The sequence below is a fragment of the Cyanobium sp. NIES-981 genome (genome assembly GCF_900088535.1).
Classification (GTDB): Bacteria; Cyanobacteriota; Cyanobacteriia; order PCC-6307; family Cyanobiaceae; genus NIES-981.
In genome coordinates, this window is record NZ_LT578417.1 from 2546804 (window position 1) to 2570942 (window position 24139).

The window sequence follows — 24139 nt, forward strand, 5'->3', positions numbered from 1 at the left end:
ATGGCCGGCCACAGCAAATGGGCCCAGATCAAGCGCACCAAGGCTGTGGTCGATGCCAAACGCGGCGCGGTGTTCACCCGCCTGGGCCGGGAGATCACCGTGGCGGCACGCTCGGGCAGCGATCCGGCCGGCAACTTCCAGCTGCGCACGGCCATCGAGAAGGCCAAGGCGGCCGGCGTGCCCAGCCTCAACATCGAGCGGGCGATCCTCAAGGGCTCCGGCCAGCTGGGGAGCGACGGCGACCAGTTCGAGGCGGTGCGCTACGAGGGCTATGGCCCCGGCGGTGTGGCGGTGCTGATCGAGGCCTTCACCGACAACCGCAACCGCACCGCCGCCGATCTGCGCCTGGCCTTCAGCAAGCACGGCGGCAACCTGGGCGAGACCGGCTGCGTGAGCTACCTGTTCGACCAGCGTGGGGTGGTGCGCCTGCAGGGGCCAGGCGACCAGCCCTGGCACCCCTGCCCGGACGGCAGTCCTGACAGCAGCCCTGACCGCTCCCCGGGTGACAGCGCCGAGGAGATCCTGCTGGAAGGCCTGCTGGCGATCGAAGCGGCGGGTGGGCCCACTGCCCTGGGCTACGAGCTGCTGCCCGACGCCGCCGAGGTGCAGTGCGGCTTCACCGATCTGGAGGCCTTCCAGGAAAGCCTGCGCGGCCAGGGCTTTGCGGTGCGGGAGTGGGAGCACCGCTGGATTCCCCACACCACCTGCCCCATGCAGGAGCCGGAGCCGCTGCGCCAGTGCCTGCGCATGCTCGAGGCCCTGGACGATCTGGACGACGTGCGCAGCGTGACCTCGAATCTGGACGCCCCCGAGGAGCTGCTCGAGGCCGTGATGGCCGCACCGCCCTAGTCCGGCGGATCCGGCAGAGCGGCCCGATCCGCCACCACCGTCACGGCGGCATGGCGCTTCAGCCAGCTGGCCGGCAGATCGGGGCTCGGGGGCTCCGTCAGCAGGCGATGCAGCACCGGCGCCTTGGCGGCACCGGTGACCACAAGCACGATCCGCTGGGCGGCCAGGATCTCCGCCATGCCGAGGGTGATCGCCCGCAGGGGCACGGCCTGGGGATCGCCCCCGAAGGCCGCGGCGTTCTGGCGCCGCGTGATCGCGCTGAGCCGCACGCAGCGGCAGGCAGCTTCCGGTCCGCACGGGGGCTCGTTGAAGCCCACATGGCCATTGAGCCCCAGCCCCAGGAGCTGCAGTCCGATGCCACCGCAGCGGGCCACCGCGGCGGCATAGCGGCGGGCCTCGGCCCGCGGATCGTGGGCCAGGGCATTCGGCAGGCGCAGTTGGGTGTCCTCCAGCCCGAGCGGCTCCCCCAGCCGGGTGCGCATGAAGGCGGCGAAGGAACGGGGGTCGCTGCTGGGCAGGCCCACGTACTCATCCAGGTTGAAACTCAGCCAGTGCTGCCGCAGGGCCTGCAGCTCAACGCTGGAGGCAGCCCGACAGCGTTCCACCAGGGCGGCATAGACCGGCTCCATCGTGCGCCCTGTGGCGAGCCCCAGCGGTCGGCGGAGCCTGCCCCGGGCCAGCTCCGCCCAGAGCAGGTCCGCCACAGCCCTGGCCACGGCCGGGGCATCGGCGAGCTGGATGGGGGTGGGCCGAGGGGGTGGGATCGCGGCGGAGAGGATCAAGGGGCGCTGTAGCGGCGCAGTTCGGTACCTCGGAAATAGTGGCTGAGGATCCGCTCATGGCTCTGGCCCTGCTCGGCCATGGCCAGGGCCCCCCACTGACTCATGCCGACCCCATGGCCGAAGCCACGGCCGATCGCGACGAGGGAAGGAAGGGATGACGGCGGCGATGGCTGGCGGGGTGCTGGGCCCGAGGGCGCGGCTGCCCCCGGACCAGCCTGGGCTGGGGTTCCGCTGGCGGAGTCGATCACGCCCATCACCGGAGGCGGCGGGCTGATCGCTCCGAAGGCCATGGCCTTCTGCTGCTGCAACCTGGACGCCTCCGGGCCGGGCCGGAATGGTCGGGGCTCCAGCACCTCGAAGCGCACCTGGGTGCTGCGCAGCCCCAGGCGGGTGCGCAGTTCGGGGCCGGTCACCACCAGCGTTCCGACAGGGCCGATCACCCGGGCCTGCCGCACCCGCCCCGTGGCCGTGGTGGCGACGACATCGATGCGCTGGACCCCGCCGATCTCGCGGAAGGCCTGGCGCAGCAGCTCAGGGGGCAGCGGCTTCTCCCATTGGTGCACGGGACTCCTCTGGTCGAAGTCGGGCACGCTGACCAGATAGGGCAGCTGCTGACTCCAGAGATCCCCGCTGTTCTCGGTGCGCCCGCCGCTGCTGCTGTGGAACACGGTGTTGGCCAGGCTGCTGCGGTACATCAGCACCTGCCCGCGGGTGCTGGCCACCGCCTCGCGGGTGGAGGCCGTCTCCGCTTCGACCCCCTTGTACACCTGGCTGCTCACCGTGGCGGTGAGATCGAAGGCCTTGGCCGGTTTTCGCTGACGCAGGGCGTAGGTGCGGGCCGCCACCGCCTGGGCCTGCAGCGCTGCCAGGGGCCAGCGCGGCGGCATCTCACTGCCCACCACGCTGGGGAGGTAGGCCTCGAGGCCGATGTGATTGATGGCCTGGAGCTTGGCCCCCTCGGAGCGCACCTGCAGACGGCCGCGGTAGTGACGTTGCTGCAGCTGGAAGGTGCCGGTTTCGGCGGGCGGCTGCCCCGGCTTGCTCTCCAGCCAGTAGGACGCCGCCGGCGGCAGTACCCGTTCACCGGCGCTGCTGGAGAGCCACACCCGGCCGCCCGCCAGCCGCAGCTGCAGGGAGGCGGAGGGAGGCAGCTCGAGCAGCACGGGGCTGTCGCCCCCTTCCGCCCGCAGCACCAGCGGACGCCCCAGCGAGCGCAGGCTGATCTCCGCGGCGCTGGCCAGCAGCACCCGCACCTCGGGGTCCCCCTGCTGGGCCAGCAGCGCGCCGCCGCTGCTGGCCAGGGCCGCCACCGGCAGGGCCAGGGCCAGCGGGATCAGCCCCGATGGCTGCCACGGGATCACGGAAGAGAACGCCACGACGCTCGCCGACTCAGGGCGCCTCATTGTGGCGATCGCCTCCCAGGGATGCCAGAGCCGCCATGGCAGCATGCGCAGGAGGCACATGCCCCGTGCAGGTCACGTTTCTCGGCACCAGCTCAGGGGTGCCCACCCGCAGCCGCAACGTGTCCGCGGTGGCCCTGCGCCTGCCCCAGCGCAGCGAACTCTGGCTGTTCGACTGCGGCGAGGGCACCCAGCATCAGTTCCTGCGCAGCGACCTGCGGGTGAGCCAGCTGCGCAGGATCTTCGTGACCCACATGCATGGCGACCACGTGTTCGGCCTGCCGGGTCTGCTGGCCAGCCTGGGACTGGCGGGCAACTGCCCCGGCGTCGACGTCTACGGCCCGGACCGGCTGCGCGACTTCCTCGAGGGCGTTCTGCACACCAGCTCGACACGGATCGGCTATCCCATCCGGCACCACAGGGTCCGCTCCGCCGCCGAGGCCGGCACGCTGCTGCTGGACGACGGGGAGCTGACGGTGCGGTGCACTCCCCTGACCCATCGGGTGCCGGCCTACGCCTACCGGATCGACCAGAAGCCCAGGGCGGGACGCTTCGATGTGACGAAGGCCCAGGCCCTGGGCATCCCCCCCGGCCCGGTCTACGCCTCGCTCAAGCAGGGGAAGACGGTGACCCTCGACGACGGCCGCATCATCCGGGGCGCCAGCCTGTGCGGCCCCCCCCGGCCAGGCGCAAGCGTGGTGTACTGCACCGACACCGTGTTCTGTGAGGCGGCGGTGGATCTGGCCCGGGGAGCGGACCTCCTGATCCACGAGAGCACCTTCTCCCATGGAGAAGCCGAGCTGGCCTTTCAGCGCCAGCACTCCACCAGCACGATGGCGGCGCAGACGGCCCTCAGCGCCGGCGTGCGCCAGCTGGCGCTGACCCACCTGAGTCCGCGCTACGTGCCGGGCGGCGCGATCAGCCCCGATGACCTGCTGGCGGAAGCCCGCGCGATCTTCCCCAACACCTTGCTGGCCAAGGATTTCCTCACCCTTGAGGTGGTGCCGGAGGCCGCGGCCGCCGCCCAGGAGGCCTCCCCCCACTGAGCGGCCGGCCCGTGGCCCTGCAACAGTTCGCCCGAATCCACGCCTGAGGCCCCGTTGCCCGTGATACAAGGTCTCCGATGCGGTTTCCGTCGCCACACCTCCCTTCGCCACACCGCCGGCTCCCCCCAATGGCCTCCACCCTCTCCCCATCAGCTCTCCGCAGAGCGTCACGGGCCGTCGCCCGCACCCTGCTGGCCCTGCCCCTGGCCCTGCTGCTCTGCTTCGGCTTCGGTAGCGAGGCCATGGCCGCCCAGTGGACGGCTGAGCAGCTCACGGTTCCCGCCTCCGCCGACGGCACCACGGTGACCTTCAGCGAATCGGAGATCAAGGCCGGCCGCAAGCTGTTCAACTCCAGTTGCGGCGAGTGCCATGCCGGCGGCATCACCAAGACCAACCAGAACGTGGGTCTGGATCCCGAAACCCTGGCCCTGGCCACGCCGGCCCGGGACAACGTGGAGGCTCTGGTGGACTACATGAAGGATCCCACCAGCTACGACGGCGAATACAGCATTGCGGACATCCACCCCAGCATGCGCAGCAGCGACATCTTCGTGAAGATGCGCGACCTCGACGACGACGACCTGCGGCTGATGGCCGGCTACATCCTGGTGGCACCCAAGGCCCAGGGGGTGCAGTGGGGTGGCGGCAAGATCTATTTCTGATCGTCTGATCACCGGCCAGGCCTGCCAGCCGGTGTTTTCAGCGTGTTCCAGCCGGTGTCATCGACACCGGCTTTTTGCTGCCGTCCCGCCCGTGCCGGGGTGAGGCCAGAAGCTCGCGCGAAGCCCCACCCCGGCCGCTGCTGCTGGCCTGCGACCGCTCCCCGGGTGCCCGCAGGGGGTCCCTCAGGGAGCATCCGGGCGGGGGGGCTGATGGTTCAGCGGATCCAGGGAGGCTGGCAGCCTGCTGTACCACCACTCCTGCAGGGCCGGACTCAGCCGAACGGGGAAGAGCGTGATCACGGTGGGGCTGGGCCGCGCCCCGGGCTGCAGCAGCTCCACGGCATAGGAGGGACAGCGACGGGCCGCAAGGTCGGCCACGAAGCGACGACCGATGCGGCGCCAGCTCGGTTCCTTGCTGCGCCAGGCGAGCCTGCAGCACGGCCAGGGCAGCTCCTCCCGATCGAACAGGCGGCAGCAGGCCCCCAGCACGCGGAAGCTGTACTGCCCCCCCACACTGGCGTGTTCACTCCCCGGTGCCAGCAGCTCCCGGTCTGGCCGGGGAAGCAGGCCTGCGGAGGGGACACAACCAGAACCTGATGTCACGGACGAGGATGCAGGATTGCCATGAAAAAACCACCCCGCAGGGTGGCAGAGAGCAGTGCTGGAGACAAGTTCGGCAGGACGACTGCCCGGCTCGAACGATCAGCGTGGCGGGATCCCGACCAACCATCGCTCTGACGACCGCTTCGCAGCGTCCGGCCGGAAGCCGGGGCGGAGCGGGAGGGTTCCCGAGCGGGAGAGGCCAGAGGGGGGAGGCTGGGAGCGTGGCGGAGCTCAGTAGAGCTCTTCCTCGGCGTGGGTCTTGATGGTGCAGTCGCTGGTGGGGTAGGCCACGCAGGTGAGCACGAAACCAGCTTCGATCTGGTCGTCGTCGAGGAAGCTTTGATCCGACTGATCAACGGTTCCGGAGGTGAGCTTGCCGGCGCAGGTGCTGCAGGCACCGGCACGGCAGGAATAGGGGAGGTCGATGCCCTGCTCTTCAGCGGCGTCGAGGATGTACTGGTCGTCAGGAACCTCGATGGTCTTGTTGAGGCCTTCGCTCTCGTTGATGAGGGTGACCTTGTAGGAAGCCATGGAAGGGAATGGGGCTCACAGGCACCCGGGCGACCGGGCCTGTAGGACCCGCCCTTCCTACATCCTCCACCGGCCCTTCCCGCCGATTTCCTGCCCCGGGGGCTGGAAGGCCAATCAAAGGGCAAGCACAGATCAGCGTGCCTTATGCGACATCGGGCCGTGGCCTCAGGCCTTCCAGATCCGCAGCAGCCCCCAGGCGCTCTGCCGGCTGGCCAGCTCGCTGCGCCATCCCTCGGCGGCCAGAACCGCCTCGAGACGGGGCACCTGATCCACCAGCAGCCCACTGAGCAGGCCCACGCCACCGGGAGCCAGCACCGCGCTGAAGGCCGGGCAGAGGGCCTCGATCACCGGCGCCAGGATGTTGCAGAGCAGCAGGTCGGCCGGCCGGCCGTCCAGCAGTTCCGCCAGGGCTTCCACCGAGCCCTGCACCACCTGCAGCCGGTCCTGGCACCCCCCCACGGCCGCGTTCTCGCGCGTGGCACGCACCGCCAGCGCATCGGTGTCAGCCGCCACCACCCGACCAGCTCCCTGCAGCAGCGCGGCAATGCCGAGGATGCCGCTGCCGCAGCCGAGGTCGGCCACGGTGCAGCCCTCCAGACCCCGCCAGGACGCAGGGCCGGCATCAGGGCCCGCGGCGAGGGCCTCGATGGCCTCGAGGCAGAGCCTGGTGGTGGGATGGCTGCCGGTGCCGAAGGCACTGCCCGGATCCATCCGGATCACCAGACGGTGCCCATGCTCGGGGGGCAGGTCCAGCCAGGCCGGCAGGATCAGCAGGCGCTGGCCCACCGGATCGGGCTGCCAGTGCTGCTTCCAGCTGAGGCTCCAGTCCTCCTCGTCCTGCTGCTGCCAGTGCAGCGGAGGGAGGGTCAGGCCAAAGGGATCGGCCAGGCGTGCCAGGGCCGCCTCCAGGGTCTGCCGCTCGCCCTCGGGCCATTCACTGGCCGGCAACCAGGCCAGAAGCTGCCGCTGCTCCGGTCGCTCGGGCCGGTGCTGGATGGCCACCCGCCCGATGCCGAGCTCCTGCAGCTTCCACAGGAGCGACTCCTCCAGCTCGGGAAGCACGGCGAGCTCCAGGCGCCACCACGACAAGGCCATCGATCAACTGGCGGGGGGACGTACGGCGACCGGCGCGGGATCGCCGCAGGGCGGCGTCCGGCGCTTGCGCCTCAGAGGGTGACGGGGTGGGCCTCCTGGATGCCGTTGATGGCATGCACACAGGCCAGCAGGCTGGGGGGGATGGGGTCATCGAGGCTCAGCACCATCACCGCATCGCCCCGCACGATGCGGCGCCCCACCTGCATCGAGGCGATGTTCACGTTGTGCTCGCCCAGCACCGAGCCGATCTGGCCGATGATCCCGGGCATGTCGCGGTGCCGGGTGAAGAGCATGTGGCGGCTGGGGGTCACGTTCACCGGGAATTCGTCGATGCTGGTGACCCGCAGCTCGCCATCGGCGAACACGGCCCCGGTGACACTGTGGTTGCCCAGGCTGCTGCGGGAGCTGAGCTGGAGCGAACCCCCGGCGTAATCCCGGGATGCACCGTCCTTCACCTCCAGCACGTGGATGCCCCGGTCCTTGGCCTCGAGGCTGGCGTTCACGTAGTTGATCGAATCCCCCAGGGCGGTGGAGAGCAGGCCCTTGAGCGCCGCCACCACCAGGGGCTGGGCCGGATGGCCGGCGAACTCGCCCTGCAGCCGCACCTCCAGCTCGCTGATGGCACCGCCGGCCAGCTGGCTGAGCAGCTGGCCCAGGGTCTCGGCCAGCTGCAGATGGGGCTTGAGCTGCTCCATCACCTCGGCATTCAGACCGGGAATGTTCACGGCGCTGCGGGCCGGCAGACCCAGCAGCACGTCCCGGATCTGCTCCGCCACGTCGATGGCCACGTTCTCCTGGGCCTCGGCCGTGCTGGCCCCCAGGTGGGGGGTGAGCACCAGCCGCTCCTTCACGCTCCGCAGCGGGGACTCGGCCGCCAGCGGTTCCTTGGCGTACACATCCAGGGCGGCTCCGGCGATCACCCCGGCCTCGACGGCCTCGGCCAGGGCCGCCTCATCCACGATCCCCCCGCGGGCACAGTTCACCAGGCGCGCCGTGGGCTTCATGGTGCGCAGCAGCGCCGCATTCACCAGGTTCTCGGTGTCGGGCGTGCGCGGCAGATGCAGGCTGATGTAGTCCGCGTCGGCGAAGAGCTCGGCCAGGGGCAGCAGCTTCACCTGCATCGACTGGGCCCGCTCCGGGGACACAAAGGGGTCGTAGGCCAGCAGCTCCATCCCCATCGCCTTGGCGACACGGGCCACGTGGGAGCCGATCTTGCCCAGGCCCACCACGCCCAGCTTCTTCTTGTAGAGCTCATTGCCCACGTAGGTCTTGCGGTCCCAGCCGCCCGCCATGGTGCTGCCATGGGCATGGGGCACGTGGCGCGAGAGCGACAGCATCAGCGCCAGGGCATGCTCGGCGGCGGCGATCGTGTTGCCTTCCGGGGAGTTCACCACCAGCACGCCGCGCTTGGTGGCCGCCGGCACGTCCACGTTGTCCACCCCCACACCGGCGCGGCCGATGATGCGCAGCCTGTCGGCCGCGGCGATGATGTCAGCGGTCACCGTGGTGCCGGAGCGGATCATCAGGGCGTCGTAGTCGCCGATGATCCGGGCGAGCTCCTCGGGGGCGAGGCCGGGCCGCAGGTCCACCTGCGCCACCTGCGACAGGATGTCGATCCCCGCCTGGTCGATGGGATCAGAAACGAGAACCTTGGTCATGCCCGGCGGGTCGGAGGAAAGCCGGAGGTGCAGTGTAGTGAGCAGCCAGAATCACCCCGATCGGATTCATGGGGCAAGGCGGCGTGGGAACGAGCGTGGTGGTGGTGCTGAACGATCGCAAACGGCTGCGCCAGCTGCAGCAGCGTCTCTCGGAGCAGCAGCCACCGATGCTGGAGCTCGTGGCGATCGGCGAGGGGGAGACGCCACTGGTGGCGGTGGACCGGCTCAATCCGGCGGCGGCGCGGCGACAGCGGCAGCGCAGCATGGCCCGCTGGCTCCTCCCCTTCGGCTTCCTCGCCGGGCTCACCTTCACCTACATCACCGACCTGGACACCTTCGCCTTCGCCGGCGCCTGGAGTCAGCACCTGATCGGCGGGCTGCTCGGCCTGGGCTCAGGCTGGATGGGCAGCTTCGCCGCCGCGGCCAGTGTGACCTCCGAGGAGGACGACCGCATCCGCGGCCTGCGCAACCGGCTGGAGGAGGGCAGCTGGCTGCTCCTGGCGGAAACGCCGAACGGCGTGGAGATGCCGTGGCGCCTGCTGCAGGAGGCCAGACCCCAGGCTGTGGTGAGGCTGGCAGAAAGCTGATGCTCCCCCGTACCGACCTGCTGGCCGGCAGCCACCACCCCGAGCGGCTGGGGATGGTGATCGATACGGCTGAACGGGCGCTCCGCACCTGGCAGCCCCAGTGGACGGGCTTTCTGGAAGGCGCGGTGCTGGAGGAAGCCATGGCCCGGCTTGGGGCGCTGGCCGAGCTGGAGCTGCGTGCCGTGGGGGGCCATCCAGGCGCGGAGCGCTGCCGGCTGCTGCTGCGGCGGCGTGATGCGGAGGTGGAGCCGGCAGCAACTGATGCCGCACTGCAGGGGCTGAGCCTCAGCGGTAACTTCCTCTTCGATCCTGCCGATCCAGACGACTTCAGGGCCGCGCTGGTGCGGCACGGCTGGCCCGAGGATGCGATCGGAGACCTGTGGCTGCGCGGTGACCGGGGGGCTCAGGCCATCGTCGCCGCGGAGGCTCCGTGGCCTGCTTCAGGGCTCACCCTCGAGATGCGCAGCGTGTCGGTGAGCTGCGAACGGCTTTCCCTGGCCCAGCTGCAGCCGCCGGCGCGGCGCCAGGCCAGGCAGCTCCACACCGTGGAGGCCTCCACCCGGCTCGATGCGGTGGCCTCCGCCGGCTTCGGGATCTCCCGCAACCGGATGGTGACCCTGATCCGCAACGGAGCCGTTCGGCTCAACTGGGCCGTGACCACCCGCCCGGGCCAGGAGTTGCAGGCGGGGGATCGGGTGCAGTTGAGCGGTCGTGGCGAGCTGCAGGTGGGCACGATCACGGCGACGAAACGGGACCGCTGGCGCATCGCCCTGGTGCGGCAGTGAGAGCGCCCGCCGCAATGGAGCGGTCCGGAGGGGGAGACGACAGGCCTGCTGCTAGGTTTCACTGGCTCTGTTCAGCGGAGTGCTGCGAACAGTCCTCGGATGTTCGACGCACCGGAGTTGCGACGTCATCGCCCCCGCGAACCTGTCTGCGACACCGGCCCATGCAGTTCCCACTGCATCCCATGCGGTTCCCGCTGCATCTGAACAGGATGCAGAATCAGAACAGAATCCCATGAACATCGCCAGCGATGTTCACTGCAGGAGCACGGGCGATTAGCTCAGAGGTAGAGCACTACCTTGACACGGTAGGAGTCACTGGTTCGATTCCAGTATCGCCCACTTCCACATCAGCGCCCACCAGCGCCTTCCCCGATGTCCACCCCGGCCCAGGATGCCTCGGTTGTCGTTGGGCTCGGTCGCTCAGGCTGTGGTGCCGCAAAGCTGCTGCAAAGCCTGGGGCAGCGTGTGTGCCTGATCGAGTCCGTCGACACACCCGAAGCGCAGGCTCGGGCGAACACCCTCCGGCAGCTGGGGATCGATGTGAGGCTCGGCGTCCCCCTGGACAGCTCGAGCCTCAGCCAGCTGGATCGGCAGCTCGAGGGTGGCCTGCACCGGTTGATCCTCAGTCCGGGCATCCGCTGGGACCTGCCGGTGCTCAACGAGCTCAGGAGCCGGGGCATCCGGATCCATGGCGAGCTCGTTCCGGCCTGGGAGGCCAGCCGTCCCGTGCCCTGGATCGGCATCACGGGGACCAACGGCAAGACCACCGTGACGCACCTCGTGCACCATCTGCTGCAGGCCAGCGGCCTGGATGCCCCGATGGCGGGCAATGTGGGCGTTTCGGCAGCGGAACTGGTGCTCGAGCGCCGCAGCAGCACGGCGGGACTGCCCACCTGGATGGTGGTGGAACTGAGCAGCTATCAGATCGAGGCCGCGCCCGAGGTGGCCCCCCGCATCGGCATCTGGACCACCCTGACTCCGGACCACCTGGAGCGGCACGGCACGCTGAGGGCATACCGGGCAATCAAGCGCAGCCTTCTGGAGCGCAGCATGGTCCAGGTGCTCAACGGCGATGATCCTGATCTGCGGGACCATGCCGCCAGCTGGCCGCAGGCCTGCTGGGTGACAGCCGGGCCCCGCCAGGGGCTGCCGGGGGAGATCCGACCCCGCCTCTGGGTCGAGGCAGGACGGGTCATGCACGACTGGCACGGCACCTGCCAGAACCTGATGGCCGCCGACTGCCTCGCCATGCCAGGGGAGCACAACCGACAGAACATGATGCTGTCGATCGCCGCCGGCCTTGAAGCCGGCCTGAGCGGGGAGCAGATGGAGCGGGCCTTCCGGAGCTTCCCCGGGGTACCCCATCGCCTGGAGCGCATCCACGAGCACGGCGGTGTGACCTACTACAACGACAGCAAGGCCACCAACTACGACGCCGCGGAGGTGGCCGTGCGGGCGCTGGCGGGGCCTCTGGTGGTGCTCGCCGGGGGGCAGGCCAAGATCGGGGAAGCCGGCGGCTGGCTGGAAGCCCTGAAGCAGAACGCCCGCGCCGTGGTGCTGTACGGCGCGGCCCAGGCCGAATTCCAGTCGCTGCTCGAGGGAGCTGGCTTCGACGGCGCGATTCACCTCTGCGGCGGTCTGGAGGAGGCTGTTCCCCGGGCGCGGGCGCTGGCCCTGGAGCTCCACTGCCGCGCCGTGCTGCTCTCGCCGGCGTGCGCCAGCTTCGATCAGTACGCCGACTTCGAAGCCCGCGGGGAGCATTTCCGCTCCCTGGTGCTCACGCTTGCCCGCTGAGCTGCCGAAGGGGAAGGGGCCGGGTCCAGCTGCCAGGCGGTGCTCCGTAGCATGACCCCAAGCAGGCAGACGCCATGGCCTACTGGTTGATGAAAAGCGAACCTGAGGTGTACGGCATTCAGGACCTCGAGCGCGAAGGCACAACCCTCTGGGATGGGATTCGCAACTATCAGGCTCGCAACTTCATGCGCAGCATGAAACCGGGCGACCTGGCTTTCTTCTATCACTCCAACACCAAGCCACCGGGCGTTGTCGGTCTGATGGAGGTGATCGAGACCCTGCTGATCGATCCAAGCCAGTTCGATCCCGCCTCCAAGTATTTCGATGCCGCCTCCAAACCGGAAAGCCCCCGCTGGGACTGTGCCCGGCTTCGCCACCGCAGGACGTTTCCCAGGATGCTCAGCCTGGAGGCCCTCAGGCAGGCGTTCGAGCCCGAAGAGCTGGGGGTGGTGAAGCGCGGGAACCGTCTCTCGATCCTGCCCGTGCCTGACGCCACGGCCCGCACTCTGCTGCACCTCCTGGAGGGCTGATGCCGGAGCCCGGGGTTGCAACGCCGCCCGCCATCGCCATCCGGCGCGCCGTGGAGGAGGGCTGGGGAGCCTTCAGCCGAGCGCCCGTGCCCTTCGTGGCCTTCACCCTGGTGACCGGCGCCATCAACCTGGTGGGGCAGCTGACCATTCAGGCTCAGCAGGAGCAGCTGCTCACCCCCTTCGGACAGCCCGATCGCCGTGCCGAGCTGACCCTGATCCTGGCCTGGATCGGCTGGGGACTCAGCAACCTCTGGCTGGCGCTGGGGTTGCTGCAGGGTGCCCACCAGGCTCTCGGCCATCACCGCCCCCGTCTGCGCCGGATGCTGCGCCCCGACGGCAGGGCGATGCTGCGGGGAGGGGGCACCCTCGCCCTGGTTCTGCTGGTGCTCAGCCTGATCGCGCGGCTGGCCCAGGCCAGTGCCTGGCTGATCGCCCTGATTCAGCCGGCACTGGCGTGGCTGCCTCTGCTGGCGGGATGGGCCGTGGGGATCTATCTGGTCACCGACCAGCTGCTCTGTCTGCCGATCAGCGTGCTCGGCCCAGCGGCCCCCCTGAGGGCATTCCGCCTCGGACGCCAGGCGATCGATCCCCACTGGCTCCAGGCGCTCGGGCTCACCCTGGTGCTGGGCCTGGTGGTGCTGGCCGGATTTCTGTTCCTGCTGATCGGACTGGCCATCACCTTGCCCGTGGCCACCTGCATCCAGGTGGCGGCCTACCGCCAGCTGTTTCCCGGACCGCCGGACCCGGAAGCGCCAGCGTGAGTCCGGCGTCGCCGCCACGCCCCCGTCAGAACGGGCGAAGGCCGGACTGGCCGGGAAACAGATTGGCCAGATAACAGCGGGTGAGCTCGCGGTTTCTCACACCGTTCTGCACCAGGAAACCGGCCAGGGCCGCCTGCACCAGGCGGTACTGGTCCCAGTTGGGGTGGCTTTCGAGGAACCGCCGCATCGACAGCACCAGCTCCTCCGGCACCCGGGCCTGGAGGCTCACGGTGCCGGGGTCCGCGGAGCGAGGCGTCCGCAGGCCTGCCGCTGGCGGCCCATCACCGGGCCCGAGCTGCCCATGGCTGCACCCTTGGCTCCACCCGTGGCTGCAGGACATCACCACCAGATCCCGAAGTGGGCACCAGTAGTCCACAGCTGCCCACCCACGTCAAATCGCTGGCCGCGGGGGCGGGGCGTCCCCCTCCCATCCTGAGATCGTCCGCCACACCTGCATGGTGGCCGGCCTGCTCCCCACCGCACCCCCCCACAAAGGCCCTGGCCGGGCCTGTCAAGGGTCCGGGGATTTCCCCACCCCCCGGCAGCCCTTCTCCCCAGCACGGGGCAGCCGTGAGCAGCGGCGGTGGCAGCGGTCTGGAAAAGCTGGGGAAAACCCAGGCCGTGGCTGGGGAACCCGGATCGATCAGCAATGCTGATTCCCCCAGACGAGGGGCCTGGGACTCAGCTGAGCGCGCCATCGGAAGCTGGTGGGAACCGCCACGCCCCGATGTCTGCCTCGCTGCCGATCGCCCTGCTGGGCACGGGCCTGCTGGGTACCGCCATCGGCCAGCGGCTGCTGCAGCAGGGGCTGACGCTGCGGGTGTGGAATCGCCACCCCGAGCGGCTGCAGCCCCTGGTGGCCCTCGGGGCCGAGGCCTGCGCGACGGCCGCCGAGGCCGTGCTCCCGAGCCGCTGGGTGATCACGGCGCTCAGCGACGGTGGGGCCTGTCGCCAGGTGCTGCTGCCCGCCGATGACCTCCGGTGGCAGGGGCAGCGGGTGCTGCAGATGGGGACCATCGCCCCCGACGCCAGTCGTCAGCTCGCCGAAGCACTGCCGCAGCGGGGTGCCGCCTACCTGGAGGCGCCCGTGCTCGGCAGCCGGCCGGAGGCCCTGGCCGGCACCCTGCAGATCCTGGTGGGCGGCGATGAGGATCTCTACCGCGAAGCCCTTCCTCTGCTGCGGCATCTCGGACCCCAGCCGAAGTGGTTCGGCGCGGTGGGCAGTGCCCTGGAAACCAAGCTGGCGCTGAACCAGTTGATCGCCAGCCTCACCCACGCCTTCAGCCTGTCGCTGCATCTGGTGCAGGCTGCCGGGGTCGACGTGGAGCAGTTCATGGCGGTGCTCCGCGGCAGCGCCCTGCATGCACCCACCTTTGACAAGAAGCTGCCCAGGCTGCTGGCCGACGATTTCACCCATCCCAACTTCCCCACCGCGCACCTGCGCAAGGATCTGCAGCTGTTCCTGGCCGCAGCTCGCCAGCACGGCCTCGACACCACGGGATTAGCCGGCCTGGAGCTGCTGCTGGACCAGGCCCGCGGCACGCCGCTCGATCGTCTCGACTACAGCGCGCTGCACAGACTCACCGGGCCGGCCCCACCTCCCCCCGCTCCCTCTGCAGGACCTCGCAATGCGTGAGGGCCGCGACCAGCGGGCCGCTGGCCTGCTCACTCCAGCTGCCCTCCAGGCCTCGGCTGCCATCTGCGGGGGCCAGCACGAAGCGAAGCCGCCAGGCAGCGCGATGCCCCTCCAGCTCCACCCAGAGGGAACCCGGAGGACAGGGGGTCTCGACCTCCAGGGTGATGGCCTCGTCCGCCATCAGCTGGTCGGCGATCCCCTCGAGCTGCCCCACGAGCTGCAGCACGCAGCGCCGCAGCAGAGCGGCCTCCCGCCAGGTGAATTCGGCCGCCCAGCCCTCGCCACCGATCAGCACAGGCCAGTGCTGTCGCTCGGCCTCCACGGCCAGCCGCCAGCCCGGGCCCTCCACGACACGCATCCGCGAGGCCGGGGTGAGGGGGACCTGCGCGGGGGAGACCTCAGCCCGGCAGCAGGGCAGGCTGATCCTGCTCATCGCTGAGTTCCACGATCGCCCGTTGCACCGGCTTGATCATGGACTCATCCAGCAGCCCGTCAAAGTCATCGAAGCGACGCTGCTTGGCGCGAAAAGCGATGCGAACGGTGGTGAGGTAACGGTTGCTGGAGTGACGGATCAGACTTTCGGCACGCTGGGCCAGATCCTTGGCGTTGACATCCAGTCCGCGCTGCATCTGATTCACTGCACAGTTGAATCAGCGTAAGGCACTGCCTCGGGGCCACCCCAGCCTTGCGCCTGGCAGGCGGACCCCAGCACCTCGGCATCGGGGCGGCAGCGGCGCGGACGAACGGTTAGAAGAGCCCGATGGTAGGCACTCTGGCCATCGACCTTGGCAGCACCACCACCGTGGTGGCCTTTCAGCCGCCGGGTGGCCAGCCCGGCCTGGTGGCGCTGCCGCCCTACAGCCTGGATGAGCCCCCCGTGGTCCCCTCGCTGGTGTGGATGGCTGCCCCGGACAGCCCAAGGCCGCTCCTGGGTCGCCAGGTGCTCGAGGCCGGCCTGGTCCTGAGCAGCGGCCCGGAGCTCCACCGGGATTTCAAGCGACGGATCGGCTTGAATCCGCCGGCGCCGGCCGGCCTGCCCCTGAGCCCTGAAGCTGCCGCAGCCCTGCTGTTGCAGCACATCTGGCGATCCCTGCCTGCCGGCCTCGAGCCGAGCCGGCTCGTGCTCACCGCGCCGGTCGAGGGGTACCGGAACTACCGCAGCTGGCTGGTGGAAGCCTGCCGCGATCTGGAGGTGGCGGAGCTGGCCCTGGTGGACGAACCCACCGCAGCGGCCATCGGTGCCGGCCTGCCTGCGGGCAGCACGGTGCTGGTGGTGGATGTGGGGGGTGGCACGATCGATCTCTCGCTGGTGCGGCTGGAGGGGGGCGAGGGACGAGCGATGCCGATCGCCCAGCTGCTGCGCTTCGCGGGCAGAGATCTCCACAACAGCCGGCAGGCCCTGCGCTGCGCCCAGGTGATCGGCAAGGCGGGCGTGGCGATCGGTGGGCGTGACATCGACCGCTGGATCGCCCAGTCCCTCTGCCCGCCGGCGGCGGGAGCGAGCTGGGACACACCCGCCCTGCTGGACGCGGCGGAACAGCTGAAATGCCGCCTGAGCGAGAGCGACGAGGCCCGGGTGATCGTGGCCCCTCCCGGGCGACAGCCCCTGGAGTGGCGTCTGACCCGCCGGGAGCTGGACGCTCTGCTCCAGGAGCGGGGGCTGCTGGCCGAGCTGGATGCGCTGCTCGAGCAGGTGCTCGCCGCCGGACGCCGCGCCGGCATCGGCCTGACCCACATCGCCGCCGTTCTGCCGGTCGGTGGCGGCAGCCGCCTCGGGGCGATCCGGGCATGGCTGGAGTCGCGCTGCAGCGGCGTGGCCATCCGCGCCCAGCGGCCTGTGGAAGCCGTGGCCCTCGGCGCCCTGGCCCTCACGCCGGGCGTACAGGTGCGTGACGTGCTCAGCCATGGGGTGAGCCTGCGTTGCTGGGAACAGCGCAGTGGCCGGCATCACTGGCACCCGCTGTTCATGGCCGGGCAGAGCTGGCCCACCGACCAGCCCCTGGAACTGGTGCTGGCCTGCAGCAGGGACGGGCAGACAGCGCTGGAACTGGTGCTGGGTGAACCCCGCGCTGAGGAACGCCGGGAGGTGGTGTTCGAGGCCGGCCTGCCCGTGCTGCGCCAACGGCAGGCCGGCTCCGCGGGCGTGGAGCCCTGGCCCTGTCAACCACGGCCCCTGGAGCTGGTTCCTCCCGGATGCCGCGGACAGGACCGCCTGCAGCTGGCCTTCGGCATCGACGGGCGCGGCCGGCTGATGCTGGCGGTGACGGACCTGCTGACGGGTGAACGCTCGGAACCACGGGACCTGGGCGCGGTTCGCTGAACGAGCTGGCCCTGTCGGCTGCCAGCCTGCCCCCCGGACGCTTACATAAGTGCGGTCTACAGGTGGACTCCTTCCCCTTGGCGCTGCGTCAGCACCGACTGCCTCGTTTCTGGTTGGGCATCACCCTCGGGCTCGTCGCAACAGCAGTGGGTGTGGCCTACTGGTGGGAGCAGCAGCTGCCGAAGCGCCTGGAGGCCTCCTCTGCCCGCGGTGATCTGGACGCCTGCCTGCGCTACAGCGAACAGCTGCAGGCGCTGCGGTGGCTGGGGGGTGGAGCCCCCGGCGAGCAGGGCCAGTGCCGACGGCGCAAGGCCGGCCAGCTCTGGGATCAGGAGAAGTGGGGGGAGGCGCTGCGCCTGCAACTGCAGCTGGTGAACTCCGAAGCGGGCACGACGGAGGATCGGCAACAGCTCGATGCGTGGCAACAGGACCTCAAGAACCGGGCCCTGGCGCGCTTCAACGCCGGGGATCTGGAGGGCAGCCTGGCCCTGCTCGAGCCGATGGGCGAGCATCGCCGACCCGACCGACGGGCCCTGGGGAACCGGCTGCAGGAGATCTGGACCCGCAACCAGCAACTCCTGGACCGTGCCCAGCGCCTCAGTGCCGAGAAGCGTTGGTGGGAAGCGCTCGAAGCCCTCAACCGGATCGACCATCCCTGGTGGAAGCAACAGGGTGAGGGGGTGAAGGCGGAGGTGCAGGCAGGCATCAGCAGCCTGCGCGGCCAGGAGCGTGAGCGGGACGGACACGGTTCCCTTCCCCACACCGTGCCGGTCGATCAACTCGATCAGGAAGTGCAGCGGCGACTGGCCAGCGGGATGGACGAATGGGCCGCCTTCCAGGGCGCCTGCGCGGCCCTTGGGGGCAAGGTGGTGGAAGCGGGCCCGGAAACCGGCTGCCAGCGCTGACCACCCCAGCAGAGTGGGGGAGAGGGCCCATGACAAGATTGGGGCAAAGACACCGCACCCTTCCATGCAGCCAGGGGATCAGGTCAAGGTCTGCCAGAGCGTGGTGGTTTACCACCACCCCCAGCATCGCGGCGAGGCCTTTGATCTGATGGGCCAGCAGGGCGAGGTTCACACCGTGCTGGACTCCTGGAAGGGTCGCGTGATCAGCCCCACACTGCCCGTGGTGGTGGCCTTCGGCAAGTTCCGGGCCCACTTCCGACCCGACGAACTCGAAGCCGTCTAGGGGGAGGGCGCGGAGGAGGGCGCAGACGATGGCGTCGGGCTCACCTCCGCCCCAGCCCCACCCACCGCTGGGGTGAGCAGGTACACGCCTTCCTCCGGATCGATGCCCCGCAGGCAGAGCTGAATCGACTCCTGCAGGCGGGTGGGAACCACGCGACCGCAGAAGTCAGGCTGGATCGGCAACTCGCGGTGGCCTCGATCCACCATCACCAGCAGGCTCACCCGCCGCGGCCTGCCCCAGGCCTGCAGCGCCTCCAGGGCCGCCCGCACCGTACGGCCCGTGAAGATCACGTCATCCACCAGCACCACGTGACGACCCTCCAGCCCCACGGGCATCGCCGTGGGCTGAACCAGGCGGGTGCCCACGCGGTCCAGGTCATCGCGATGAAACGTGGGATCGAGGGAGCCGCAATCCACGGCATGGCCGCACAGCGCTTCGAGGCGATGGGCCAGCACCTCCGCCAAGGCCACGCCCCGCGTCGGAATGCCGAGCAGCAGAAGCGCCGGGGGGTCGGGCTCCGTCTCCAGCACCTGGGTGGCCAGGCGGTCCAGGGTCCGGGCCAGCTCGACGCCGGAAAGCAGTTCCAGCCGGGCCATAGGCAGGGTGAGGGTGAGGGGGAAGCTCGGACCCCAGGGCGGGCGAGCCGATCGTAGACATCCGCAACCGCGGGGGACACCGTTGCCTCGGACCTGCCCCGGCGGGCGTCCCCCGCCGACGGACCCGAGACCATTGAGTCCAGGATGTGACCAAAGGCTGACGCGGGCTCCGGCAGCGTCAGAGCCATCACATCCGCGCTGTAGGTTGGCCTTGGAAGGTGCTTTCCAGTGTGTGAGGTGAGTCGGGTGAAAGCAAATCCCTCCCAGCCTGTGTCATCCCAGCCGTCGAGCTCTGCCTCCCTGGACCGCTCCCCCGACCGCTCCGTGGGCACGGCGCTGCGTGACCGCCCTCCTGCCGGCTCAGACGTGGTTGCCCCCGTCGTGCTCGCCATCCTGGACGGTTGGGGGCATCGCCACGACGGCACCCACAACGCCATCCGCATCGCCGACACCCCGGTGATGGATGCCCTCTGGCACGCCTACCCCCACACCCTGATCGAGGCCAGTGGCGCTGCCGTCGGCCTGCCCGACGAGCAGATGGGCAACTCCGAGGTGGGGCACCTCACCATAGGTTCCGGCCGCATCATCCGGCAGGAGCTGGTGCGAATCAGCCAGGCCGTCCGGGATGGCTCCCTGGCGGAGAACCCCGCCATCAATGCCCTTGCCGACCGACTGAACAGCCGCGGCGGCACCCTTCATCTGATCGGCCTGTGCTCCGATGGAGGCGTGCACAGCCACGTCAACCACCTCGGAGGCCTTCTGCAGTGGGCCGCGGCCCGGGGGCTGAAGGATGTCTGCATCCACGTGATCACCGATGGACGTGACACCGCTCCCAACAGCTCGCCGGGCTTCGTGGCCACCATCGAAGAGCAGATCAAGGCCGCCGGCGTGGGCAGGATCGTCACCGTGTGCGGGCGGTACTGGGCGATGGACCGCGACAACCGCTGGGATCGCACCGAGAAGGCCTACCGCCTGCTCACCGACAGCCGCCAACCCACCGACCTCTCCCCGAGGGATGCCATCGCGGCGTCCTACGCCGCTGATGTGGAGGATGAGTTCCTCGAGCCCATGCGCCTTCAGGACGGACGTCTGCGCGACGGGGATGGCCTCATCTGCTTCAACTTCCGCCCTGACCGGGCGCGGCAGCTGATCAAGGCTCTGGTCGCTGCTGACTTCACCGCTTTTGAGCGCGTTGATCACCCCGCCGTCGATGTGGTCACCTTCACCCAGTACGAAAAGGGACTCCCGGTGGAGGTGGCCTTCCCGCCGGAATCCCTCGATGGGCTTCTGGGACAGGTGATCTCGGAAGCGGGGCTCCGCCAGCTCCGTACCGCTGAAACCGAGAAATATCCCCATGTCACCTACTTCATGAACGGGGGCATTGAACAGGCTTTTCCTGGAGAAGACCGTCACCTGGTGCCCTCCCCCAGGGTCGCCACCTACGACCAGGCCCCGGCCATGTCGGCCGACCAGCTCACCAACAGCTGCGTGGCGGCCATCGAGAAGGGGATCTATTCGCTGGTGGTGATCAACTACGCCAACCCCGACATGGTGGGGCACACCGGTCAGATCGCCGCCACCACCGAAGCGATCAGCACGGTGGACCGCTGCGTGGGGCGCTTGGTGGAAGCCACCAACCGGATGGGGGGCACCCTGCTGATCACCGCGGACCACGGCAATGCCGAAGTGATGGTGGGACCCGACGGCAGACCCTGGACAGCCCACACCACCAATCCCGTTCCCGTGATTCTCGTGGAAGGCGAGAAGCGCAAGCTGCCGGGCCACGGCAACGCGGTGCTGCTCCGCGAGCACGGCGGCCTTGCCGACATTGCCCCTACCCTGCTGGAGATTCTTGGCCTGCCCAAGCCAGCCAGCATGACGGGGACGTCCCTGATCGAGCCGAGCGCGGTACCCGCTGCCGCGACCCGCCTGCATCAGCCCCTCAGCGTCTAGCCTGATCCAGCCATCGCCACCGCCATGCTCTCCTCCGTTCTGGCCTGGGTCTGGTCCGCCAGTGGTGTGCTGCTGATCCTGAGCGTTCTGCTTCACAGCCCGAAGGGCGATGGCATGGGCGGACTCGCCTCCAGCGGTGGGTCGATGTTCACCAGTGCCCGCAGTGCGGAGCAGACCCTGAACCGCATCACCTGGACCCTGCTGGGCATCTTTCTTGCCCTTGCCGTCGTTCTGAGTGCGGGCTGGCTGTCCTGACGGCCGGCCATCCGGCCTGGGCGCACAGCGATCCCCCAAGCACATCCCATGTTCCGACGCCATCTCCTGGCCAGCCTGGGCACAGCCCTGGCAGCGCTGGCCTGGAAGCCGCGGCAGGCTGAGGCCGCTGCGGCAGCCACCGAGCCACGCTGGGCCCTGAGCAACGCCGAATGGAAACGGCGCTTGAGCCCGGAGGCCTACAAGGTCCTGCGCCAGGAGGGCACCGAGCGTCCGTTCTCCAGCCCGCTCAATGCCGAAAAGCGCCGGGGCACCTACCTCTGCGCCGGTTGTGCGCTGCCTCTGTTCAGTTCGGACACCAAGTACGACAGCGGCACGGGCTGGCCCAGCTTCTGGCAACCGTTGCCGAAGGCGATTGCCACGAAGCAGGATTTCAAACTGCTCATTCCACGCACTGAATACCACTGCCGCCGCTGCGGGGGACACCAGGGACACGTGTTCAACGATGGCCCCCGACCCACCGGCAAGCGCTACTGCAACAACGGCGTTGCACTGCGCTTCCAGCCCGGCTGAGCCAGTGCTCCCAGTCCGGCCCTCTGATGCCGGACTGGCTCCTGCTGAGGCAGGGGGCTGACCGGGAAGATGGTCGCTTCGATGGTCACGTCATGGCAACCCCGTAGCCGGGAATCCAACCTGAACGTTGGATCACTCCACCGGAACCACAGCCCACTCCCCGACCAGGCGTCATGCCGCGAGGCTGGGGCGCTCCAACGCGGTCCACGGGCCCCGACAGGCTTTCACTGCGGCCAGGGTCGTCCTGATTCGCCTCCCCGGATGCTGGAACCGCACCATGGACGGGAGGGGCTCTGCCCCCCAGGCGGCGGTCGAGAGCACATGTGCCCCTGGTTAGAGTGTGAGGCCATGAGCAAGTCCCGGGCATGGTCATGCCCACAGGTTTTCCCACCATTCTGTCTGACTATTCAGATTGATGAGCCGATTTCAAGCGACAATTTCAACTTTTGCAGCCATCGGAACGATTGGTCTCACCGTCGTTGCGGTTTATCGGGCTGTGGACGACCAGAAGCAGCGCGATCTAAAGAATCAACAAGAGATACAAGCGCTCCGCGAACAACTGGAGGAACAGCGCAAACAGGAGAAATCCAACCAGCCGGCCCTTTCCCCTTCGGTCCCCGCCCCGACCCTGCAGCCCACACTTCCTTCCCCGCTTTCGATCCAGACTCCGTCCAACACCCCAGGGCCATCCCTGCCTCCACCCCCCCTTCCAGAACCCGGCAGTCCGGGGGAATGACCAGGGTGACGGCGGCCGATCTGCCATAACAGCTGATCCGCCATCAAAAAAGCGCCCCATGCGGGGCGCTTGGTCCAGAAGGTCCGGGCTGATCAGTAGTCGAAGTCGCCGCCCATGCCACCGCCACCGGCGGGAGCAGCTTCCTTCTTCTCGGGCAGATCGGCCACGATGCACTCGGTGGTCAGCACCATGCCGGCGATCGAGGCGGCGTTCTGCAGGCCGGAGCGGGTCACCTTGGCGGGATCCACGATGCCGGCGGCCAGCATGTCCACATACTCGCCGGTGGCGGCGTTGTAGCCCTCGTTGAAGGGCTTGCTCTTCACGTTCTCCGCCACGACGGCGCCATTGGCACCGGCGTTCTCGGCAATGCGCTTGAGCGGTGCGGTGAGCGCGGAGGCCACGATCGTGGCACCGATCAGCTCCTCGCCGGAGAGATTGGCCGCCGCCCACTCCTCGAGGGCCGGAGCCAGGTGGGCCAGGGTGGTGCCACCACCGGGAACGATGCCTTCCTCAACGGCCGCCTTGGTGGCGTTGATGGCGTCTTCCAGGCGCAGCTTCTTGTCCTTCATCTCGGTCTCGGTGGCGGCACCCACCTTGACCACGGCCACCCCGCCGCTCAGCTTGGCCAGACGCTCCTGCAGCTTCTCCTTGTCGTAGGAGGAGTCGGTTTCGTCCATCTGCTTGCGGATCTGCTCGCAGCGGGCCTTCACGGCCACCTCGTTGCCTTCGGCCACGATGGTGGTGGTGTCCTTGTTGATGGTCACCCGGCGGGCGGTGCCGAGCATCTCGAGCTTGGCGTTCTCCAGCTTGAGGCCGGCGTCCTCGGTGATCAGCTGGCCGTTGGTGAGAACGGCGATGTCCTCGAGCATGGCCTTGCGGCGGTCACCGAAGCCGGGGGCCTTGACGGCGGCCACGTTGAGCACACCGCGCAGACGGTTCACCACCAGGGTGGCGAGGGCTTCCTTCTCGATGTCCTCGGCAATGATCAGCAGGGGCTTGCCGGTGCGGGCGATCTGCTCCAGCACGGGCACCAGGTCCTGCACCAGACCGATCTTCTTGTCGGTGAGCAGGATGTAGGGCTCCTCGAGCACCGCTTCCATCCGCTCGGTGTCGGTGGCGAAGTAGGGCGAGATGTAACCCTTGTCGAAGCGCATGCCTTCGGTGACCTCCAGTTCGGTGGTCATCGACTTCCCTTCTTCCAGGGAGATCACACCTTCCTTGCCAACCTTGTCCATGGCGTCGGCGATCATGCGGCCCACCTCTTCGTCGTTGCCGGCGGAGATGGTGCCCACCTGGGCGATCGCACTGGAATCGGAGATCGGCTTGGCGTGCTCCTCGATCTTCTTGACGAGGAAGTCGGAGGCCTTGTCGATGCCCTTCTTGAGGGTGATGGCGTTGGCACCGGCGGCCACGTTGCGCAGGCCCGCCTTCACCATGGCGTGGGCCAGCACGGTGGCGGTGGTGGTGCCGTCACCGGCGGCGTCGTTGGTCTTGGAGGCGGCCTGACGGATCAGGGCCACACCGGTGTTCTCGATGTGATCCTCCAGTTCGATCTCCTTGGCGATGGTGACGCCGTCATTGATGATCTGGGGGGCACCGAACTTCTTCTCCAGCACCACGTTGCGGCCCTTGGGGCCCAGGGTGACGGCGACGGATTCGGCCAGGATGTCGATGCCTTTCTCGAGCGCGCGACGGGCTTGCTCGTTGTAGATGATGCGCTTAGCCATGGGAGGCGTATGTCTCGTAGGGAAACTGTGAGTTGGTCAGTCTGTTGAGGGTTGCAGCTTAGATGTCTGACCGTAGGAAGCAGAACTTCCTTGGATCAGAAGGAGCCCATCGAC

At 69.0% G+C, this 24139-nt stretch carries 26 protein-coding genes and 1 tRNA gene; 16 read left to right on the forward strand and 11 right to left on the reverse strand.

Annotated features, from left to right (window positions below; translation table 11 throughout):
- Positions 1–849, forward strand: a complete 849-nt coding sequence (locus CBM981_RS12815) for a YebC/PmpR family DNA-binding transcriptional regulator (RefSeq protein WP_087068723.1) — start codon at positions 1–3, stop codon at positions 847–849.
- Here CBM981_RS12815 and CBM981_RS12820 read toward each other — a convergent pair.
- Positions 846–1628, reverse strand: a complete 783-nt coding sequence (locus CBM981_RS12820) for a glucosamine-6-phosphate deaminase (protein WP_369801701.1) — start codon at positions 1626–1628, stop codon at positions 846–848. The two genes, CBM981_RS12815 and CBM981_RS12820, sit on opposite strands and share 4 nt — an antisense overlap.
- On the reverse strand, positions 1628–3007 hold the full coding sequence (locus CBM981_RS12825; protein WP_225867392.1) for a SpoIID/LytB domain-containing protein: 1380 nt from the start codon (positions 3005–3007) through the stop codon (positions 1628–1630). The genes CBM981_RS12820 and CBM981_RS12825 overlap by 1 nt, the downstream gene beginning before the upstream one ends.
- 92 nt (positions 3008–3099) lie before the next feature.
- Between CBM981_RS12825 and CBM981_RS12830 the strand changes: the two genes are divergently transcribed.
- Together CBM981_RS12830 and psbV are read left to right on the forward strand one after the other, a co-directional pair.
- The gene (locus CBM981_RS12830; RefSeq protein WP_087068724.1) at positions 3100–4077 is read left to right on the forward strand and encodes a ribonuclease Z; all 978 of its coding nucleotides are present in this window, start codon (positions 3100–3102) and stop codon (positions 4075–4077) included.
- Positions 4078–4205: 128 nt separating this feature from the next.
- Positions 4206–4739, forward strand: a complete 534-nt coding sequence (gene psbV, locus CBM981_RS12835; protein WP_087068725.1) for a photosystem II cytochrome c-550 — start codon at positions 4206–4208, stop codon at positions 4737–4739.
- 183 nt (positions 4740–4922) lie between these two features.
- Here psbV and CBM981_RS12840 read toward each other — a convergent pair whose 3' ends face one another.
- The 4 genes from CBM981_RS12840 to serA form a co-directional block, all read right to left on the reverse strand.
- On the reverse strand, positions 4923–5342 hold the full coding sequence (locus CBM981_RS12840) for a hypothetical protein (RefSeq protein ID WP_172820895.1): 420 nt from the start codon (positions 5340–5342) through the stop codon (positions 4923–4925).
- A 231-nt stretch (positions 5343–5573) separates the two neighbouring features.
- A complete protein-coding gene (locus tag CBM981_RS12845) occupies positions 5574–5873 on the reverse strand; it encodes a ferredoxin (protein ID WP_087068726.1) in 300 nt (99 codons plus the stop codon).
- Positions 5874–6038: 165 nt separating this feature from the next.
- Entirely contained in the window at positions 6039–6968 is a 930-nt protein-coding gene (gene prmA, locus CBM981_RS12850; RefSeq protein WP_087068727.1) for a 50S ribosomal protein L11 methyltransferase, read from the reverse strand.
- A gap of 71 nt (positions 6969–7039) precedes the next feature.
- A complete protein-coding gene (serA, locus tag CBM981_RS12855; RefSeq protein ID WP_087068728.1) occupies positions 7040–8626 on the reverse strand; it encodes a phosphoglycerate dehydrogenase in 1587 nt (528 codons plus the stop codon).
- 68 nt (positions 8627–8694) lie between these two features.
- On the opposite strand from serA, the gene CBM981_RS12860 reads away from it, so the two are divergent.
- The 6 genes from CBM981_RS12860 to CBM981_RS12885 all read left to right on the forward strand — a co-directional run bounded on the left by CBM981_RS12860 (position 8695) and on the right by CBM981_RS12885 (position 13083).
- Positions 8695–9213 carry a hypothetical protein gene (locus CBM981_RS12860; RefSeq protein WP_225867393.1) on the forward strand — a complete coding sequence of 173 codons (519 nt, stop codon included), beginning with the start codon at positions 8695–8697 and terminating at the stop codon, positions 9211–9213.
- A complete protein-coding gene (locus CBM981_RS12865; RefSeq protein ID WP_172820896.1) occupies positions 9213–9998 on the forward strand; it encodes a photosystem II S4 domain protein in 786 nt (261 codons plus the stop codon). Before CBM981_RS12860 ends, CBM981_RS12865 begins: the two co-directional genes overlap by 1 nt.
- A gap of 267 nt (positions 9999–10265) precedes the next feature.
- Positions 10266–10337 (forward strand) — tRNA-Val (locus CBM981_RS12870).
- Between the two features lie 33 nt (positions 10338–10370).
- Entirely contained in the window at positions 10371–11792 is a 1422-nt protein-coding gene (gene murD, locus CBM981_RS12875) for a UDP-N-acetylmuramoyl-L-alanine--D-glutamate ligase (RefSeq protein ID WP_087068729.1), read from the forward strand.
- A gap of 74 nt (positions 11793–11866) precedes the next feature.
- Positions 11867–12322 (forward strand): EVE domain-containing protein, encoded by a 456-nt coding sequence (locus CBM981_RS12880; RefSeq protein WP_087068730.1) that lies wholly within the window; start codon positions 11867–11869, stop codon positions 12320–12322.
- Entirely contained in the window at positions 12322–13083 is a 762-nt protein-coding gene (locus CBM981_RS12885) for a hypothetical protein (RefSeq protein WP_087068731.1), read from the forward strand. Before CBM981_RS12880 ends, CBM981_RS12885 begins: the two co-directional genes overlap by 1 nt.
- A 25-nt stretch (positions 13084–13108) precedes the next feature.
- Here the strand turns inward: CBM981_RS12885 and CBM981_RS15980 are convergent, their stop codons facing one another.
- Positions 13109–13312: a DUF2811 domain-containing protein gene (locus CBM981_RS15980; protein ID WP_225867394.1), complete on the reverse strand. Its 204-nt coding sequence runs from the start codon at positions 13310–13312 to the stop codon at positions 13109–13111.
- A gap of 498 nt (positions 13313–13810) precedes the next feature.
- Here CBM981_RS15980 and CBM981_RS12895 point away from each other — a divergent pair, with 498 nt between their 5' ends.
- Positions 13811–14719 (forward strand): NAD(P)-dependent oxidoreductase, encoded by a 909-nt coding sequence (locus tag CBM981_RS12895; RefSeq protein ID WP_087068732.1) that lies wholly within the window; start codon positions 13811–13813, stop codon positions 14717–14719.
- Here the strand turns inward: CBM981_RS12895 and CBM981_RS12900 are convergent.
- Both CBM981_RS12900 and CBM981_RS12905 read right to left on the reverse strand, forming a co-directional pair.
- Positions 14664–15152 (reverse strand): DUF1818 family protein, encoded by a 489-nt coding sequence (locus tag CBM981_RS12900; protein ID WP_225867395.1) that lies wholly within the window; start codon positions 15150–15152, stop codon positions 14664–14666. The genes CBM981_RS12895 and CBM981_RS12900 overlap by 56 nt on opposite strands.
- Positions 15118–15348: a DNA-directed RNA polymerase subunit omega gene (locus CBM981_RS12905; protein ID WP_043369135.1), complete on the reverse strand. Its 231-nt coding sequence runs from the start codon at positions 15346–15348 to the stop codon at positions 15118–15120. Before CBM981_RS12905 ends, CBM981_RS12900 begins: the two co-directional genes overlap by 35 nt.
- A gap of 131 nt (positions 15349–15479) precedes the next feature.
- On the opposite strand from CBM981_RS12905, the gene CBM981_RS12910 reads away from it, so the two are divergent.
- The 3 genes from CBM981_RS12910 to CBM981_RS12920 all read left to right on the forward strand — a co-directional run bounded on the left by CBM981_RS12910 (position 15480) and on the right by CBM981_RS12920 (position 18227).
- Positions 15480–17039 carry an Hsp70 family protein gene (locus CBM981_RS12910; protein WP_087068733.1) on the forward strand — a complete coding sequence of 520 codons (1560 nt, stop codon included), beginning with the start codon at positions 15480–15482 and terminating at the stop codon, positions 17037–17039.
- A gap of 113 nt (positions 17040–17152) precedes the next feature.
- Positions 17153–17944, forward strand: a complete 792-nt coding sequence (locus CBM981_RS12915) for a hypothetical protein (protein WP_087068734.1) — start codon at positions 17153–17155, stop codon at positions 17942–17944.
- 64 nt (positions 17945–18008) lie between these two features.
- Positions 18009–18227, forward strand: a complete 219-nt coding sequence (locus CBM981_RS12920) for a ferredoxin-thioredoxin reductase variable chain (RefSeq protein ID WP_087068735.1) — start codon at positions 18009–18011, stop codon at positions 18225–18227.
- Here the strand turns inward: CBM981_RS12920 and pyrR are convergent.
- Entirely contained in the window at positions 18224–18823 is a 600-nt protein-coding gene (gene pyrR, locus CBM981_RS12925; RefSeq protein ID WP_087068736.1) for a bifunctional pyr operon transcriptional regulator/uracil phosphoribosyltransferase PyrR, read from the reverse strand. The two genes, CBM981_RS12920 and pyrR, sit on opposite strands and share 4 nt — an antisense overlap.
- A gap of 366 nt (positions 18824–19189) precedes the next feature.
- On the opposite strand from pyrR, the gene gpmI reads away from it, so the two are divergent.
- Genes gpmI through msrB form a run of 3 tightly spaced genes read left to right on the forward strand, consistent with a single transcriptional unit; the run spans position 19190 to position 21562 of the window.
- Complete coding sequence (gene gpmI, locus CBM981_RS12930; protein WP_225867396.1) at positions 19190–20776, forward strand: 2,3-bisphosphoglycerate-independent phosphoglycerate mutase; 1587 nt, start codon at positions 19190–19192, stop codon at positions 20774–20776.
- Between the two features lie 24 nt (positions 20777–20800).
- A complete protein-coding gene (gene secG, locus CBM981_RS12935) occupies positions 20801–21031 on the forward strand; it encodes a preprotein translocase subunit SecG (RefSeq protein ID WP_087068737.1) in 231 nt (76 codons plus the stop codon).
- Between the two features lie 48 nt (positions 21032–21079).
- Complete coding sequence (gene msrB, locus CBM981_RS12940) at positions 21080–21562, forward strand: peptide-methionine (R)-S-oxide reductase MsrB (protein WP_087068738.1); 483 nt, start codon at positions 21080–21082, stop codon at positions 21560–21562.
- Between the two features lie 828 nt (positions 21563–22390).
- On the opposite strand, the gene groL is transcribed toward msrB, so the two are convergent.
- The gene (groL, locus tag CBM981_RS12945; RefSeq protein WP_087068739.1) at positions 22391–24025 is read right to left on the reverse strand and encodes a chaperonin GroEL; all 1635 of its coding nucleotides are present in this window, start codon (positions 24023–24025) and stop codon (positions 22391–22393) included.
- Positions 24026–24139: the final 114 nt, after the last annotated feature.